The 15651-nt window shown below is 69.9% G+C and carries 14 protein-coding genes; 2 read left to right on the forward strand and 12 right to left on the reverse strand.

All coding sequences use genetic code 11. The features are described 5' to 3' along the window. Nucleotides 1–89: 89 nt before the first annotated feature. Entirely contained in the window at nucleotides 90–1442 is a 1353-nt protein-coding gene (pmbA, locus tag WAT24_RS06465; RefSeq protein ID WP_336807014.1) for a metalloprotease PmbA, read from the reverse strand. A gap of 107 nt (nucleotides 1443–1549) precedes the next feature. Between pmbA and WAT24_RS06470 the strand changes: the two genes are divergently transcribed. Beyond that, a complete protein-coding gene (locus WAT24_RS06470) occupies nucleotides 1550–1777 on the forward strand; it encodes a DUF1653 domain-containing protein (protein ID WP_336807015.1) in 228 nt (75 codons plus the stop codon). Between the two features lie 13 nt (nucleotides 1778–1790). Beyond that, complete coding sequence (yjgA, locus tag WAT24_RS06475; protein WP_336807016.1) at nucleotides 1791–2345, forward strand: ribosome biogenesis factor YjgA; 555 nt, start codon at nucleotides 1791–1793, stop codon at nucleotides 2343–2345. Nucleotides 2346–2458: 113 nt separating this feature from the next. On the opposite strand, the gene WAT24_RS06480 is transcribed toward yjgA, so the two are convergent. The 11 genes from WAT24_RS06480 to WAT24_RS06530 form a co-directional block, all read right to left on the reverse strand. After that, nucleotides 2459–3727 (reverse strand): threonine/serine exporter family protein, encoded by a 1269-nt coding sequence (locus WAT24_RS06480; RefSeq protein WP_336807017.1) that lies wholly within the window; start codon nucleotides 3725–3727, stop codon nucleotides 2459–2461. After that, nucleotides 3724–4173 (reverse strand): NfeD family protein, encoded by a 450-nt coding sequence (locus WAT24_RS06485; protein ID WP_336807018.1) that lies wholly within the window; start codon nucleotides 4171–4173, stop codon nucleotides 3724–3726. Before WAT24_RS06485 ends, WAT24_RS06480 begins: the two co-directional genes overlap by 4 nt. A gap of 207 nt (nucleotides 4174–4380) precedes the next feature. Continuing rightward, nucleotides 4381–5325, reverse strand: coding sequence for an SPFH domain-containing protein (locus tag WAT24_RS06490; protein WP_336807019.1), 945 nt, complete (start codon nucleotides 5323–5325; stop codon nucleotides 4381–4383). Between the two features lie 173 nt (nucleotides 5326–5498). Then, nucleotides 5499–6875, reverse strand: a complete 1377-nt coding sequence (locus WAT24_RS06495) for a sensor histidine kinase (protein WP_336807020.1) — start codon at nucleotides 6873–6875, stop codon at nucleotides 5499–5501. A gap of 28 nt (nucleotides 6876–6903) precedes the next feature. Then, nucleotides 6904–7233, reverse strand: a complete 330-nt coding sequence (locus WAT24_RS06500; RefSeq protein ID WP_336807021.1) for a hypothetical protein — start codon at nucleotides 7231–7233, stop codon at nucleotides 6904–6906. 293 nt (nucleotides 7234–7526) lie between these two features. Continuing rightward, nucleotides 7527–8873, reverse strand: a complete 1347-nt coding sequence (locus WAT24_RS06505; protein ID WP_336807022.1) for a sigma-54-dependent transcriptional regulator — start codon at nucleotides 8871–8873, stop codon at nucleotides 7527–7529. Nucleotides 8874–9177: 304 nt separating this feature from the next. Next, nucleotides 9178–10386, reverse strand: a complete 1209-nt coding sequence (locus WAT24_RS06510) for an ABC transporter permease (protein WP_336807023.1) — start codon at nucleotides 10384–10386, stop codon at nucleotides 9178–9180. A 68-nt stretch (nucleotides 10387–10454) separates the two neighbouring features. Further along, on the reverse strand, nucleotides 10455–11774 hold the full coding sequence (locus WAT24_RS06515) for an ABC transporter permease (RefSeq protein ID WP_336807024.1): 1320 nt from the start codon (nucleotides 11772–11774) through the stop codon (nucleotides 10455–10457). An 11-nt stretch (nucleotides 11775–11785) separates the two neighbouring features. Beyond that, a complete protein-coding gene (locus WAT24_RS06520) occupies nucleotides 11786–13009 on the reverse strand; it encodes an ABC transporter permease (protein ID WP_336807025.1) in 1224 nt (407 codons plus the stop codon). Nucleotides 13010–13019: 10 nt separating this feature from the next. Then, on the reverse strand, nucleotides 13020–14321 hold the full coding sequence (locus WAT24_RS06525; RefSeq protein WP_336807026.1) for an ABC transporter permease: 1302 nt from the start codon (nucleotides 14319–14321) through the stop codon (nucleotides 13020–13022). 107 nt (nucleotides 14322–14428) lie between these two features. Then, nucleotides 14429–15649 carry an ABC transporter permease gene (locus WAT24_RS06530; protein ID WP_336807027.1) on the reverse strand — a complete coding sequence of 407 codons (1221 nt, stop codon included), beginning with the start codon at nucleotides 15647–15649 and terminating at the stop codon, nucleotides 14429–14431. Nucleotides 15650–15651 lie beyond the last annotated feature (2 nt).

Genomic DNA, 15651 nt, shown 5'->3' on the forward strand with positions numbered 1-15651 from the left:
GTGTCTCCTTTCAACCTTCGCAATTCCGGCCCTGTGCCGGCAACGACCGATGCTAGCAAAGCCGGGCCACCGCGCCATAGGACAGTTGGCTACTGCCCGGCCACCGTCATCCGCTCGATCAGGATCGAACCGGTGATGATCTGAGCGCGCCGGTCCACGTCGTTGCCCACCGCCACGATGCCCGCATACATCTCGCGCAGGTTGGCGGCGATGGTGATCTCCTCCACCGGGTAGGCGATCCGGCCGTGTTCGACCCAGAAGCCGGCGGCGCCGCGCGAGTAGTCGCCGGTCAGCGTGTTGACCCCCTGCCCCATCACTTCGGTCACCACCAGGCCGGTGTCCATGCGCCTGAGCAGCGCGGCGAAGTCGTCGCTGCCCGGCTCCACCACCAGGTTGTGGATGCCGCCGGCGTTGCCGGTCGACTCCAGCCCCAGCTTGCGCGCCGAGTAGCTGCCGAGGATGTAGCGCGCCAGCACGCCGTGCTCGATCAGCGCGCTGTCGGCGGTCGCCACGCCTTCGGCGTCGAAGGCGCCCGAACCCATGCCGCGGCGCAGGAACGGCCGCTCGACGATGTTCATCCATTCGGGCATCACGCGCTTGCCCGCATGGTCGACCAGGAAGCTGGCGCGCCGGTACAGCGCGCCGCCGCTGGCCGCGCTGACCAGGTGCCCGATCAGCCCGCGCGCCAGCTCCGGCACGAACAGCACCGGGCACTGCCGCGTGCTGAGACTGCGCGAGCCCAGCCGCGCCAGCGTGCGTTCGGCGGCCTTGTCGCCCAGCGCCTGCGGGCTCATGAAGTCGCCCGGTGCGCGCACGCTGTCGTACCAGTAGTCGCGCTGCATGCCGTCGCCCTCGCCGGCGATCAGCGACAGCGAGAGCGCATGGCGCGTGTTGCGCTCGCGCCCGACGAAGCCGTGCGAGTTGGCGTACACCGACAGGGTGCGGCCCGCCTGCACGGCAGCGCCGTCGGAGTTGGTAATGCCGGCGTGGGCGCGGCCGGCATCCTCCATCCGCCGGCCCAGTTCGATCGCCTCGGCGGTGTCGATGTCCCACGGGTGCCACAGGTCCAGGTCGGGAAACTGCGTGGCCATGCGGGAAGGATCGGCCAGACCGGCGGCCGGGTCGGGCTCGGTGTAGCGCGCGATAGCACAGGCCTGCTCGATGGTGGCCTGGACCGAGGCCGGGTCGAGGTCGGCGGTGCTGGCGGTGCCCTTGCGCTGGCCGAAGTAGACGGTGAGGCCGAAACCGCGGTCGCGCGTGTGCTCGACCGTCTCCACCTCGCCCAGGCGCACGTTCACGTTGAGCCCGCTATCGAGGCTCGCGGCCACCTCCGCCGCGCTGGCGCCGGCGGCACGGGCGCGACGGATCACGTCCTCGGCCAGTTCGGCGAGACGGTCCAGTTCCTGGTGGCTGGTGTCGGCGGACAGGACGGCAGCACTCACGGGGCGTTCCTTCTGGCAGGTAGAATGGGCGCGGAAAAAAATCGCACGACTTCAGGACATGGGGTCGCCGCCGCCCGAAAAAAGGGAATGCGCAGGAGGAGCGTGCCGTGCCACCCGTCGCCGGCGTGTATCGCCACTACAAGGGCCAGCATTACCAGGTGCTCGGCACTGCCCGCCACAGCGAGACGCTGGAAGAGCTGGTGGTGTACCGCGCGCTCTACGGCGAGCGCGGCCTGTGGGTGCGTCCGGCCGCCATGTTCGCCGAAACCGTCGTGGTCGACGGCGTGCCGACGCCCCGCTTCGCGCTGGAACAGGCCGACGACGCCAGCCCCTGACCCAAGGATCAACGTGAGCCCCAGCCGCAGCCGCAACCAGACCGAACTCGACGAGCAGGACTACGGCCCCAGCCGCACCCAGCAGCGCCGCGAGGCGCTCGCCGTGCTGGCGCTCGCCGGCCAGCTGGTCGAGCTGCCGCCCAGCCGGCTGGCCAAGCTGGACCTGCCCGACGACGTGCGCGACGAGATCGCCAACGTGCGCCGCATCACCTCGCACATCGCGCGCAAGCGCCAGCTCGCGTTCCTGGCCAAGCTGATGCGCCGGCACGAGGACGCCGTGTTCGACCGTGTGCGTGCCGAACTCGGCGAGAACCGCGAGCGCCAGCGGCTGGAAGCCGCGGCCATGCACCGACTGGAGGCACTGCGCGAGCGGCTGCTGGAAGACGACGAGGCCGCCGCCGCACTGATCGCCGAGCATCCGTCGATCGACCGCCAGCACCTGCGCTCGCTGATCCGCCAGGCGCGCAGCGAGCGCGCGGCGAACAAGCCGCCGCGGGCGTACCGGGAGATCTTCCAGCTGCTCAAGGAACTGCAGCAGGATGGCGGCGACGAGGGTGAGGACGCCTAGGGCCGAGGCGCGCACGTCGCCCTGCTCAAGCGCCCAGACGAACCTCGCCCCCTCCCCCTGCCCTCTCCCTGGAGAGGGGCATGTCTTCGCACAACGCCCCCGGAGTCGAACCATCAGAGCGAGCGTCGCGGCGACACCAGCAGGTCGCCAAACAGCAGCCCGGCCACCAGCGAGATCAGCAGCGTCAGCAGCAGGATGAAGCTGTCCATGCCCAGCGTGGTGTCGCGTTCGAACAGGTAGGACACGCTGCGGAAGCCGACGCTCCCCGGTACCAGCAGGATGATGCCGGGCTCGCGCACCACCGCGCCGGGCCGGTGCTTGTAGCGGGCGTAGAGGTTGGACAGCGCGCCCAGCAGCAGCCCGCCCAGGAACACGCCGAACGGCGCGCCGGGGATCGCCCCCGACAGCAGGCCACCCCAGCGCGTGGCGAGGTAGCCGACCACCACCGCGCCGACCACCACCGGCCAGTCGCGGCGTGCGGCGCGGAACAGGATCGCGAAGCCCAGCGCGCCGACCAGCAGCGAGGGCCAGTCCATCCAGCGCGGCAGCGGGGGCAGCACGTAGGTACCCGGATCGATGCCCAGTGCCGCACAGAGCTGGCTGGCGGCCACGGTGCCGAAGGTCAGCTTGAGCAGGGTAGCGATCGCGCCGCCCATGCGCGCCACGCCGGACACCAGGTGCTGGCTGGAGATCTCGCGCACCGCGGTGGTCAGCGACATGCCCGGCACCAGCACGATCAGGCTGGCCAGCACCACCGACTTGATCGCCAGCGGCACCACGAAGGCGCTGACCAGGATCGCGCCGGCGGTCGCCACCAGCGCGCTGATCGCGTCGCTCGCCACCGCCAGCCGGGGCCGCGTGGCCGAGAGCACCGTGATCAGGCCGATCAGCAGGCCGATCGCGCCGGCCACGATCAGGTCGGCCCAGGAGCTGTGCAGGAACAGTGCCGCCACGCTGGCGGCCGACAGGCCGTAGCTGGCGACCACGCCGGCCTGCGCACGACGGGTATCCGGCCGGCCCAGGGCGCGCAGCAGGCGGAAGCCCTCGCGCAGGTCCAGCTCGCCGGCGATGGCGCGATCGGCGATCGCGTCGGCCTCGCACAGCCGCGCCAGGTTCACGTCGCCCGGCGACAGGCGCATCACCTGCGTGACCTGCGCCAGCCCCTCCTCGCCGCGGCTGAGTTCCGCGAACGAGATGATGATCGCGGTCGGGCTGGACCAGACGTCCGCGCTGAGCCCCAGGCGCTGGGCCGCCCCGGCGATCGCGACCTCCAGGCGCTGCGCCGAAGTGCCGTACTGGTGCAGCCGGCGCGCCAGCTCGACCAGGAAGGCGATGCGCGTCTCCAGCGCCGCCTGTGCCGCGTCACCGATCAGCCCGTTCATGCCGCCGGTCGGACCCGCAGCGTGTTGCCGTCCACGCTGACCACCTCGACCGTGGCGCCCAGCGGCAGGTCCGGTCCGTTGACCAGCCATTCGCCGTCGCCCACGCGCGCCTTGCCGCGCCCGTTGACGATCGGCTCGATCAGCACGTAGCGCTGACCGACCATCTGCGCGCCGCGGCGATTCAGGCGCTCGCCGGCGGCATCGGTGCGCCGGAGTCGCGGCCGCACGCCGTACGCGTAGACGGCACAGGCCAGAAAGGCCAGCACGGCGAACGCGATGGCCTGCGCCAGCATGGACATCCCCGGCAGCAACCACGCGAGCACGCCGGTCGCGGCCGCGCCGATGCCGATCCAGAGCAGGAAGTAGCCCGGCAGCGCGACTTCCAGGCCGATCAGCAGCAGCGCCAGCAGCCACCACAGGTGATAGGTTGCAAGAGTGGAGAACATGTGCGGCTCCGTCAGCTGGTGCGATGGTGTCGTGGCGGGATGGGCCGAGCAAGTCGGCGCGGAGGGGCCGTGGCGGATGCCGGCGCCGCAAAGGCGAGCTCAAAGAATCCCCGCCTTGCCCGCTCATCCGGCGGTGAACGGAAACGAGCGGCGGGGCCGCCTGGCCGGTCCCTACCGCGCCGAGGGCGTGCAGGCAGGCGACGGTTCTCAGCGCGGCGGCGGGGCCGCCCGCCCTGCCCCCTGCTGCGCCAGCGATTCCTTGGCCAGCTCCGCGATACCGGCGAGCGAGCCGATCACGCCGGTGGCCTCCATCGGCAGCAGCAGCATCTTCTGGTTGGGCGAGTGCGCGATCTCCTTCAACGCCTCGACGTACTTGTTGGCCACGAAGTAGTTGAGCGCGTTGAGGTTGCCGCTGGCGATCGCGTCGGACACCAGCTGGGTCGCCTGCGCTTCGGCCTCGGCCAGGCGGATGCGCGCCTCGGCCTCGCGGAAGGCGGCCTCCTTCTTGCCCTCGGCGGCGAGGATGGCGCTCTGCTTCTCGCCGTCGGCCTTGAGCACGGCCGCCTGGCGAAAACCCTCGGCCTCCAGGATGTTGGCGCGCTTCTCGCGCTCGGCTTTCATCTGTCGCGCCATCGCATCGACCAGGTCGCGCGGCGGGGCGATGTCCTTGATCTCGATGCGGTTGACCTTGACGCCCCACGGGTGCGTGGCCTCGTCCACCACGCGCAGGAGCTGGGCGTTGATCGCGTCGCGCTTGCTCAGGCTCTCGTCCAGGTCCATCGAGCCCAGCACCGTGCGGATGTTGGTCATCACCAGCGCCAGCGTCGCCTGCTCCAGGTTGGCCACCTCGTAGGCGGCCTTGGCCGCGTCCAGCACCTGGTAGAACACCACGCCGTCAACGCGCACCACCGCGTTGTCCTTGGTGATGACGTCCTGCGAGGGCACGTCGAGCACCTGCTCCATCATGTTCATCCTGGCACCGACGGCCTGGTAGAACGGAACCAGGAAATGCAGGCCGGGGGTGAGCGTCCGCGTGTAGCGGCCGAACGTCTCCACCGTCCATTCGTACCCCTGCGGCACGATGCGCACCAGTTTGGCGATCACCACGATCGCCAGCACGATCAACACCAGCCCTACCAGCATGCTGCCCATGAGTCCCCCTCCGTTGGTTGTGGGCGGAGTATAGGCGACCGCCGTCACGGCCATGCGGCCGGCAACCGCAGGAGCGCGCTTGCTCGCGATGGTCTCGCGCTACTGGAATGGCCAACCCGAAGCGGGGGCAGCAGCATCTCGATCAAGTCGCTCCTACCGAAGACGGGCACCCGTCATTGGGGACGTCCGGGGAGCAGCAGGCTCACGCGCAGACCACCCTCCTCGCGATTGGCGAGCGTGATGCGACCGCCGTGCGCCTCGGTGATCTCGCGCGCCAGTGCCAGCCCCAGCCCGGTACCGGCACGCTTGGTCGAATAGAACGGCAGCAGGGCCTGGGCCAGCACCGTCTCGCTCATGCCCGGACCACGGTCGGCCACCTCGATGCGCCAGTCGTGGCCCACCTGCGCCAGCGCCAGCGTCACGCCGTCCTCGGTACCGCCGGCCTCGTGCGCGTTCTTGATCAGGTTGATCAGCACCTGCTCGATCTGCGCAGCGTCGAACCAGCCCGGCTGTTCCGGCACCTGGCCCACCAGCCGGTAGCGGCAGTGCAGCGCGAGGCTGTCGAGGAAGGCCTGCCAGTCGATCACCTGGGGTTGCGGGGCCGGCAGCTTGGCGAAGCTCGCGTAGCCGGCGATGAAGCCGTGCAGGTGGCGGGCGCGCTCGCCGATGGTGGCGAACACGCCCGGCAGCCGCGCCAGGTCGCCCCGCCGGGCCAGCTCCGCACCCGAGTGCGCGAGCGAGGAAATCGGTGCGAGCGAATTGTTGAGCTCGTGGCTGATCACCCGGATCACCCGCTTCCAGGTCGCCACTTCCTGGCGCGACAGCTCGCGCGTCATGCGCCGGAACGAGTACAGCTTGTGCGGCCGACCTTGCAGGCGGAACACGCGTTGCGACAGGTGGAAGGTCTCCTCGCTGCCGTCCATCTGCACGCTGAGCAGGGCGTCCTCACCGCTCTGCACGGCGCGGCGCAGCGGCTCGGGCACCTCGACCAGCACCTCGTTGAAATCCAGCCCGTTGAGGCTGCGGCCTTCGTTGAACAGGTGCCGCGCGGCAATGTTGGCGTAGGCGATGCGGCCGGCGGCGTTGGCCAGCACCAGCGCGACGGGCGTGTGCTGCACCACGGTGTCCAGCAACAGCTCGCGCTGCACCAGGTGCTGGCGCTGCTCGCGCAGGGTCTGGCCCAGCGCGTTGTGCATGCGGATCAGGTCGCCCAGCTCGTCACGCCGCTCGGCGGCGATGGAGAAACTGAAATCGCCGTCCCGGTAGCTCGCCACCGCGCCTTCCAGGGCGCGCAGCAGCCGGCGGATCGGCGCCATCACCTGTCCGCCCAGCCACAGCGCCAGCGGCAGCAACACCAGCATGCTGACCAGCAGCCCGCCGGACACGCCCGGCTGCACGGGCAGGTGCGTCGCCACGCGCGGATCGTGCCGCAACCAGGCGAGCAACTGCGGCACCGGCCACTGCGTGATGCCCGCATAGACCAGCGCGCCGCTGAGGCCGGCCAGCAGCAGCAGTCCGCTCAGGCGGGCCTGCAGGGAGTTCAGCCGCATCCGGGACTCCGGCTCGGGGCGCCAGCGCTCAGTGGCACGCCGGGTCCATCGGCGTCTGCGGACAGTTCACCGCGGGGCGGCCACTGCGGTCCAGTTCGCCCATCCCGCCGACCCCGGCCTTGCCGGAGTGCTCCTGCGCGGCATTGGTGTCGGGCAGGCGGCTGCGCCGCTCCTTGAACTTGAAGTGGGATGCGGTCGCATCGCGGGTGGCCGCGGGCGCCGCCTCGCGGGAGCCGATGCTGGCCGCCGGGACGGGACGGTCCCAGCTGTCGCTGGCCTGCGGCGCGGGCGCCACGCTCTGCGCCTGGGCGGACGCGGCGACCAGCAGGGAGGCCAGCAGGAGGGAACGGCGTGACATGGCGCTACTCCTTGAGGGACAGGTGGTCGATCATCCCACGTGTGCGTGCCGATGGGGGTTCGGGAGCGCAGGGGCAGTTGGGGCGGCGGTCCAAGGGGAACTGCGGTCCGGTGAACCGTACTGCGTCGCTGGTCATCCCGTACCCGTGGGCGGCGAAGTGGCTGCCCTGCCCGAAACTGTCGCCCATCGTGGGACGGCTGTCCCGCGGAACATTCCCGCCCCTGACAGGCAACCACCCAGCGTTCGGCCCTCCACGCATGCCCCTCGCCGCTCGCGGCTCGACGGTGGCGATTCTATATCTGGCCCTGCGTCGCCAGCCCATAGCGCTCCATGCGGCGGTAGAGCGCCTGACGGGACAGCCCCAGCGCCTGTGCCGCGCGGCTGACCACGCCGCCGGCCCGTTGCAGCGCGCTCTCCACCGCCTCGCGGCTGGGTTCGTCCAGGCTGCGCGCGACGCTGGGCGTGTGCTGCGGCAGATTCAGCAGTTGCGGGGTGATCACGCCATCGGTGGCGAGCAGCGCGGCGCGCTCGATCGCGTTCTTCAGCTCGCGCACGTTGCCCGGCCAGGGATAGGCCAGCAGCGCCTCGCGCGCGGCGTCGCCCAGTTCGGCGCGGCCGTCCAGGAAGTGCTCGGCCAACGGCACGATGTCGTCGGTGCGCTCGGCCAGCGGCGGCAGGTTCACCTCGATCACGTTGAGCCGGTAGTAGAGGTCTTCGCGGAAGGTGCCGGCGCGCACCATCGCCTTGAGGTCGGCGTTGGTGGCCGAGAGCACGCGCACCTTGACCTGCCGCGTGCGGCCCGAGCCCAGCCGCTCGAACTGCCCTGTCTCCAGCACGCGCAGCAGCTTGACCTGGCCCGGCAGCGGCAGGTTGCCGATCTCGTCCAGGAACAGCGTGCCGCCGTCGGCCAGTTCGAAGCGGCCCTCGCGTGCCTTGGTGGCGCCGGTGTAGGCGCCCGCATCGGCGCCGAACAGCTCGGCCTCGATCAGCTCGCCCGGCAGCGCGCCGCAGTTGACGGCGACGAACGGGCCGTTGCGCACCGACGAGTTGGCGTGGACGATGCAGGCGATGCGCTCCTTGCCTGCCCCGTTGGGGCCGGTGATCAGCACCGGCACCTGCGAGCGCGCCACCTGGCAGGCCAGGTCGAGCGTCTGCGCCATCGCGTCGGAGGCGAACACCAGTCCCTCCAGGTTGTAGGTCTGGCGCAGCACCTCGCGGCGGCGACGGCGTTCGCGACGGGTGCGGTTCATCTCGCGGGTGGACTCCGACAGTTCCAGCAGGTTCTCCACCGTGGCCAGCAGCTTGGCATCGTCCCAGGGCTTGGCCACGTAGTCGGCCGCGCCCGCCTTGACCAGCTCCACCGCCGTTTCCAGGTGCGTCCAGGCGGTCAGCAGGATCACCGGCAGGTCGGTGTGGCGCTGGCGGATCTCGCGGAACAGCGCCACGCCTTCCTCGCCCGAGGTGGTGTCGGCGGTGAAGTTCATGTCCTGGATCACCACGTCGACCAGTTCGCGGTCGAGCACGGCCAGCCCCTCCTGGGGCGTCAGCGCGTTCAGCGGGCGGATGTCGTGCAGGGACAGCAGCAGCGACAAGGCCTCGCCCACGGCCGGGTTGTCGTCGATGATCAGGACGGTGCGCATCTTTTTCCTACACATGCCGGCATGGATGCATCTCCACGCCAAAAGGTTGCCACAGAGCCGGCAAATCGTCGCCGGCGAGCTGCGCCGGCGGGCTCGCCAGCACCCGCGTGGCGCGCCGCCGGCGCCGATGCGGCCAGTCGGCCCAGCCGCCAGGGCCCGCTTTCGCTTGCGGCAGACACCCCGGCGTCACGCGCCGCAGCTCCTGACAGGCCCCGGAACGGGTCGAGGCCATGGGCGATCAGCCGGTCCGGGACGAAGTCGAGGCTCGCGCGCCTGCGTTTGCCTGGTGCTCCTCTCCCTGCGGTCATACGCTCCGCGTCGCCACCACCGGCGGCACGTGCGAGGCGCGCAGCGCGGGCGCCAGCACGGCCAGCTGGCCCAACGCCCATAGCGCCAGCGCTCCGAAGGGCAGGTAGTACAGCGGCAGGCGAGGCAGTTCGTAGCGGCTCATCAGCACCAGGTTGAGGCCGAAGGCCAGCACCATGCCGAACAGGATGCCGAAGCTGACGATCAGGAAGTTCTCGGTCTGGAAGTAGCGCACGATGTCGCCACGGGTGGCGCCGAGCGCCCGGCGCACGCCGATCTGCTTGCGCCGTTGCTGCACCCAGAAGCTGGCCAGGCCCACGATGCCCAGCGCGGTCACCAGCAGCAGCGCGGCGATGACGCCGACCAGCATGCCGGCCATGGCGCGGTCGCGCGCGAAGTACTGGCGGCGCAATGCGACCTCGGTTCCGGTGGCGGCATCGTTGATCACCACGGTCGGCGCGACGCGCGTCACCAGCGCACGCGCAGCGTCCAGGACCCGTGCGGTCTGCTCCGGCCCGGTGCGCAGCACGTAGACGCTGGCCAGGTGCTTGCCGGGCACACCGGCCATCAGCAGCGAGTTGTGCGTATGCGACGGGTCAGGATCGGGCCGTACCAGCGACCGGTAGGTGCCGACCACGCGGTATCCGTCCTCGCCGGAGACGTAGATCATCTTGCCGAGCGGGCTCTCTCCCGGCCACAGCGTGCTGGCGTAGGCGCTGTCCACCATGACGGCCCGCGACTCGGGCAGGAAGTCACCCACCGGACCGTACTCGTCCGGCGAGAACCAGCGGCCCGCCGCCAGTTGCAAGCCCAGCGTGGAGGCGAAGTTCGGCCCGCCCACGTAGATGTGCCCCTGGTGGTTGTAATGCGGGTCGTCGGCGCGCAGGCGGAAGCCGAATTCGCCGGCCCGCTGCGTAAAGGGCATGGCATTGGCAACCGCAACCGATTGCACGCCCGCGATGCCCGCGAAGCCCGCGCGCAACCGCGCCGCCAGGTCGCTGGCCGTGCCGTCGTCGACGCCGTCCAGCGACAGCACCACCAGCCGGTTCTCATCGACACCGCTGTCCACGCGCATCATGTCCAGCCGGGCGGTGATGAGGAACAGCGCATTGCAGAGGATCGCGCACGCCAGTGCGATCTCCGCGCCGATCAGAAAGGCAGCGATGCGATGGCGGCTCAGCGCGGCGAGGATGGGTCGGATCTGCATGAACGAAGTCCTGGTCGGGTGCTCTTCGGAGGGCGTGCGGCGTGGACGCCGCGCTACGCCAGACGTCGCTAAAGCGTTTTCAATTGAAGGGCCGGGGCCACACGGCTGGCGCGCGCCGCCGGGAAGGCGCCGGCGAGCAGTGCCGCGCCGATCGACGAGGCGAACGTGAGCAGGAACATTGGCACGTTCAGCGCTACCACATCGGCATACTCCACCGGCTGCTGGCGCATCAGCCACAGGCCCAGCAAGGTCAGCAGCAGCCCCCCGAGGCCGCCCAGCAGACCGATCACGCCGGCCTCGACCAGGCATTGCGCAAAGATCGCCCCGCGCGTGGCGCCGAGCGCCCGGCGCACGCCGATCTCGCCGCTGCGGCGCAGGAACTTCGCCAGCAGCAGCCCCACCGTATTGAACAGGCACACCAACAGGAAGCCGAACGCCAGCCAGGTCTGCAGCTTGACGTCGCTGGGTACTACGTTCTGGAACGCCATCCACTGCGGCAGCGACATGAGGCGCGTGTTGGCCGGATGGGTGAACCGGCCCAGTGCGCGCTGCTGGGCATCGTAGGCCTCCAGGTAGCGGCCGTATGCCGCGGCCTTGGCCGGCGTGTCCAGCTCCACCCACAATGCCACCGATTCGCAGGGCGCGGTGGTCAGGTTGATCCGGTCGGGCTTGCCCCAGCAGGTGAACCAGCTGAAGTTGCCGGCGTTGATGTCCAGCGCGGCAGGCAAGGGCAGGAACACGTCCTGGGTCCTGGCATAGAAGCCGCCCGTGTCGCCGCCGGCATAGTGCGCGCCGATCAGCATGTAGAACAGCGGCCGCGGTCGCCAGTGATCGAGCACGCCTACCACCTGGACGCTGGCGCCATTCAGCACGATGGTGCGGCCGACGCTGTTCGCGCCGCCGAACAGCCGCTGATTGAGCACGTCGGAGATCACGACCTGGCGCGCACCGCGCGCCTCGTCGGCGGGGTTCCAGGCGCCGCCGTAGCGGAACGGCACGTTGAACATCGGAAAGAAGTCCGAGGTCGTGGCCAGCGTGTCCGCCATGAACGGCGACTGCCCGATCCGGCCCGGCTGCACCTTGATCGAGCCCAGCATGATCATCGCCTGCCGGTCGGCCTTGCCCGATTGCCACAGGTCGTGCGCCGAGATGTAGTCGATCATGTCGGGGGGATAGGAGCGGACGTTCGCGCCGGTCTCCGGGTCGAGCTGCGGGTAGTAGAGGTGCGCGCTCTTGCCAGGCAGCGGATCGCCCGACAACAGGTACATCACCGTCAGCGTGGTCATGCTGGCGCCGATGCCCACGGCGATCGCGAGCACCATCAGCCCGGTAAGCACCTTGTTGCGCTTCAGGCTGCGCAGGGCAAGGTCGAGGTAGTAGCCGAACATCCGTTTCTCCTTCAGACCGAACGCGTCGCCACCACCGGCGGCACCGCGGCGGCGCGCATGGCGGGACCGAGCACGGCGATCTGCCCGATCAGCCACAGCGCGACCGCACCGACCGGGAAATAGAACGCCGGCAACCGCGGCAGTTCGTAATGCAGCATCAGGAACAGGTTGATGCCGTAGGCGAGCGCCATGCCGAGCAGGATGCCGATGGTGGCCAGCAGGAAGTTCTCGGTCTGGAAGTAGCGCAGGATGCTGCGTCGGGTGGCGCCCAGCGCGCGGCGCACGCCGATGGTGCGCCGCCGCTGCGCGACCCAGAAGCTGCCCAGGCCGACGATACCCAGCGCGGTGACGATCAGCAGCGCCAGGCACACGCCCGCCAGCAGGCCGGCCATGGCGCGGTCGTCCTGGAAGAACTCGGCGCGGTAGTCGTCGATGGTCTTCTTTTCGATGATCACGCGGTGCGGGTCGGCCTTGCGCAGCGTGGCCACCGCCGCCTCGATCACCCGATGGCGTTCCGACGGCGCGGTGCGCAGCAGGTAACGGCCGGCATTGCTGGTATCCATGCGCAGCGGGAACACCATCGACCACTGCGCGGTCGCGTCGCCGCCGAACAGCGAGGGACGGATCAGCTTGTCCACCACGCCGACCACGCGCACCGGGTCGTCGCCCAGGTAGAAGGTCTGCCCCAGCGCCGCCTGCCCGGGCCACAGCTTCTCGCCCAGGCCGCGGGTGATGATCACGCCGGTGACCTTCTTCTGCAGCGCCTCGTCGCGGACCACGTCGGCGAAGTCCAGGTATTCGTCGGCGTTGAAGTAGCGTCCAGCGACCAGCCGGGTGCCCAGGGTCTGCAGCACGTTCTCGCCGAAATACTGGGTCGCGTTGAGGGTGGGCAGCTTCTGCTTGGGATCGAGCTTGACGCTGCTGTTCCAGGAGCTGTTGGTGAACGGCACCTGGTTGACCAACGCGACCGACTTCACGCCGGGGATCTGCTGCAGCAGCGCCAGGTCCTCCTGCGTGCGGGCCTTGGCCGCGGTGGGCTTGCCGATGCCCTGGACCTCGATCTCGACCAGCTCGTGCTCGGCAATGCCGCTGGGCATCTTCATGCGCTCGAGCCGCTGGGTGATCAGGAACACCGCGTTGCAGACGATGGCGCAGGTGAGCGCGATCTCGAGCACCACCAGCAGGGCGGTGATCTTGTGCCGGCGCAGGGTGGAGAGAATGGGCAGGATGTCCACGGTGGCTCTCCTAGTTGCTCTTCAGTTGCAGGGCGGGCGTGACCTGGCAGGCGCGCCAGGCGGGCAGCAGGCCGGCCAGCAGGGTGGCGCCGACGGCGAGCAGGAAGGTGACGGCGAGCATCGGCAGGTCCAGGTGCGCCAGCGCGGCGTAGTCCGACGGCTGATGGCGCACCAGCCACAGGCCGACAAGGGCCAGCAGCAGGCCGCCGATGCCGCCGGCCAGGCCGATCACGCCCGACTCCACCAGCAGCTGCATGAAGACCTCGCGCCGCGACGCCCCCAGCGCCCGGCGCACGCCCAGCTCCGGGCTGCGCCGCAGGAACTTGGCCAGCATCAGTCCGACGGTGTTGACCAGGCACACCAGCAGGAAGCCGAACGCCAGCCAGGTCTGCAGGCGCACGTCGCCAGGCACCACCTTGTTGTAGTCCAGCCAACCCATCAGGTCGTGCAGGCGCACGTTCGGCGGACGCTGGAAGCGGCCCAGCGCCTTCTGCTCCTGCGAGTAGTGCACCAGGAAGCTCTTGTACGCGGCCGCCTTCGCGGGGGTGTCCAGCTGCACCCAGAACTGCAGCCAGGTGCACGGGGCGGTGTCCATGTGATCCGGGTCGGAGCCCTTGCCCCAGCAGTCGGTGGAGCCGTTGTGGTCGAACTTCAGCTCGTAGGCGGTGGTCAACGGCACGTAGACGCCCTCGTCGCCGTGGTAGCTTCCATTGTTCAGGTCGTAGAAGTGCGGCGAGGGTCGCCAGTTGTCGAGCACGCCGACGATGCGGAAGGCCTCGTCGTTCATGCGCAGGGTCTGGCCGGTGCTGTCGCGGCCCTGGAACAGCTTCTCGTTGAGCTTGCGGGAGATCACCGCCACCCGGGCATGGGCCTCGTCGTCCGCCTCCGTCCACGGCCGCCCGTACAGCAGCGGGGTGTCGAACATCGGGAAGAAGTCGGCGGTGGTGTAGCGCGCGTCCTCGAAGAACGGCTCGATCGCCGACTGCGCCGGCTGGATCGGCACCGCGCCGCCGGTCATCAGCGCCTGGCGGTCGGCCCGCTTGGCATGCAGCAGGTTCATGCCGTCGGTCCAGGTCATCTGGTACGGCGGCTCGTCGTTCGGGCGGTAGCCGTCCATGTCCTGCGGGTCGATCTGCGGGTAGAAGAGCTGCGCGCTGCGACCCGGCAGCGGATCGCCCGAGAGCACGTGCAGCACGGTCAGCGTGGTCATGGTGGCGCCGATGCCGAGCGCGACGGCAAGCACCATCAGCGCGGTGAGTGCCTTGTTGCGCCTGAGGCTGCGCAGCGCGAGATCGAGGTAGTAGCCGAACATCGGTTGATCTCCGTTTTGCCCCGATGGGGCGGCTTGCTCGCGACGCTTTACCCGGCGCGTGGCCGGAGCGGGAGCAGCGCGAGCAAGCCGCTCCCACGTTCTGCGTTTCAGGCGGAGCGGGTCGCCTCCACCGGCGGCACCGCGGCCGCGCGCCAGGCCGGCCCCCACACCGCCGCCTGCCCGAGCAGCCACAGCGCGACGGCTCCCACCGGCAGGTAGTACCAGGGCATGCGGTCCATCTCGTAGTGCTGCATGAGGTAGAGGTTGATGCCGAACGCCAGCACCATGCCCAACGCGACGCCGGCGGCGCTGAGCAGGAAGTTCTCGGTGCGGAAGTAGCTCAGGATGTGGCTGCGGCGCGCGCCGACCGCGCGGCGGATGCCGATCTGCCGGCGCCGCTGCGCGACCCAGAAGCTGGTCAGGCCGACGATGCCGAAGGCGGTGACCGCCAGCATCACCACGCACACCAGCACCAGCATCCAGACCATGCTTTGCGCACCGGAGAAATAATCGTCGCGGATGTCGGAGAAGACCTTGCCCTCGGCGACGGCGCCCGGATCGAGCCGGCTCAACACGTCCTCGGCCTGCCGCGCGACGCGCTCGCGGTCGGCCGGTGCGCTGCGCAGCACGTAGTAGCTGAGCGCATCGGTAGGCCGCATCGGGAAGAACACCGTGTCGTAGATCCCCGGCAGGCCGGCGCCGGCCTCCTTCGGGCGCAGCACGTCCTCGACCACGCCCACCACCTGGTACCAGTACTGGTTGACGTACATCTTGCGGCCGAGCGCCGACTGTCCCGGCCACAGCCGCCCGGCCAGCCGCTCACTGACGATGGCCACGTGCGTCTCGGGCATGAAGGAGGCGCCCATCGAACTGCCGGCGTAATCGTCACTGCCGAACATGCGCCCCTGCTTCAGGCGCAGGCCCAGCACGCGATCGGCGCCCTCGCCCATCAGGTAGACGTTCGAGTTGATGCTGGCCTTGTCGGTCGGCTTCATGTCCGGCCGGGTGGTGAAATTGCTGTTCCAGCCGTTGCCCGACAGCGGCACGGTGTTGAGCACCGCCACCGCCTGCACGCCCGGTATGCGCCGCAGCGCGTCGAGGTTGCGCGGGATTTCGCTGGACGCCCGATCCGGATCGGCGCCGGTGAGCGTCACCACGCTTAGGTTCTGCTCGTCGATCGCGTCGGGCAGGCGGATTTCGCTCGCGCGCCGGCTGATCATGAACACCGCGTTGCACAGCACGGCGCACGCGAGCGCGATCTCCAGCACGATCAGCAGTGCAGGGATGCGGTGCTTGCGCAGGCTGGCGAGGATCGGACGGATTTCCATGC

This window comes from Fulvimonas yonginensis (assembly GCF_037137055.1).
GTDB classification, from domain to species: Bacteria; Pseudomonadota; Gammaproteobacteria; order Xanthomonadales; family Rhodanobacteraceae; genus Frateuria_A; species Frateuria_A yonginensis.

What these genes read in the sequence shown, in the direction of transcription:
- WAT24_RS06480 (WP_336807017.1), bottom strand. Translation starts at nt 3,727, where the DNA reads ATGAACGGGCTGATCGGTGACGCGGCACAGGCGGCGCTGGAGACGCGC.
- WAT24_RS06485 (WP_336807018.1), bottom strand. Translation starts at nt 4,173, where the DNA reads ATGTTCTCCACTCTTGCAACCTATCACCTGTGGTGGCTGCTGGCGCTG.
- WAT24_RS06490 (WP_336807019.1), bottom strand. Translation starts at nt 5,325, where the DNA reads ATGGGCAGCATGCTGGTAGGGCTGGTGTTGATCGTGCTGGCGATCGTG.
- WAT24_RS06495 (WP_336807020.1), bottom strand. Translation starts at nt 6,875, where the DNA reads ATGCGGCTGAACTCCCTGCAGGCCCGCCTGAGCGGACTGCTGCTGCTG.
- WAT24_RS06500 (WP_336807021.1), bottom strand. Translation starts at nt 7,233, where the DNA reads ATGTCACGCCGTTCCCTCCTGCTGGCCTCCCTGCTGGTCGCCGCGTCC.
- WAT24_RS06505 (WP_336807022.1), bottom strand. Translation starts at nt 8,873, where the DNA reads ATGCGCACCGTCCTGATCATCGACGACAACCCGGCCGTGGGCGAGGCC.
- WAT24_RS06510 (WP_336807023.1), bottom strand. Translation starts at nt 10,386, where the DNA reads ATGCAGATCCGACCCATCCTCGCCGCGCTGAGCCGCCATCGCATCGCT.
- WAT24_RS06515 (WP_336807024.1), bottom strand. Translation starts at nt 11,774, where the DNA reads ATGTTCGGCTACTACCTCGACCTTGCCCTGCGCAGCCTGAAGCGCAAC.
- WAT24_RS06525 (WP_336807026.1), bottom strand. Translation starts at nt 14,321, where the DNA reads ATGTTCGGCTACTACCTCGATCTCGCGCTGCGCAGCCTCAGGCGCAAC.
- WAT24_RS06530 (WP_336807027.1), bottom strand. Translation starts at nt 15,649, where the DNA reads ATGGAAATCCGTCCGATCCTCGCCAGCCTGCGCAAGCACCGCATCCCT.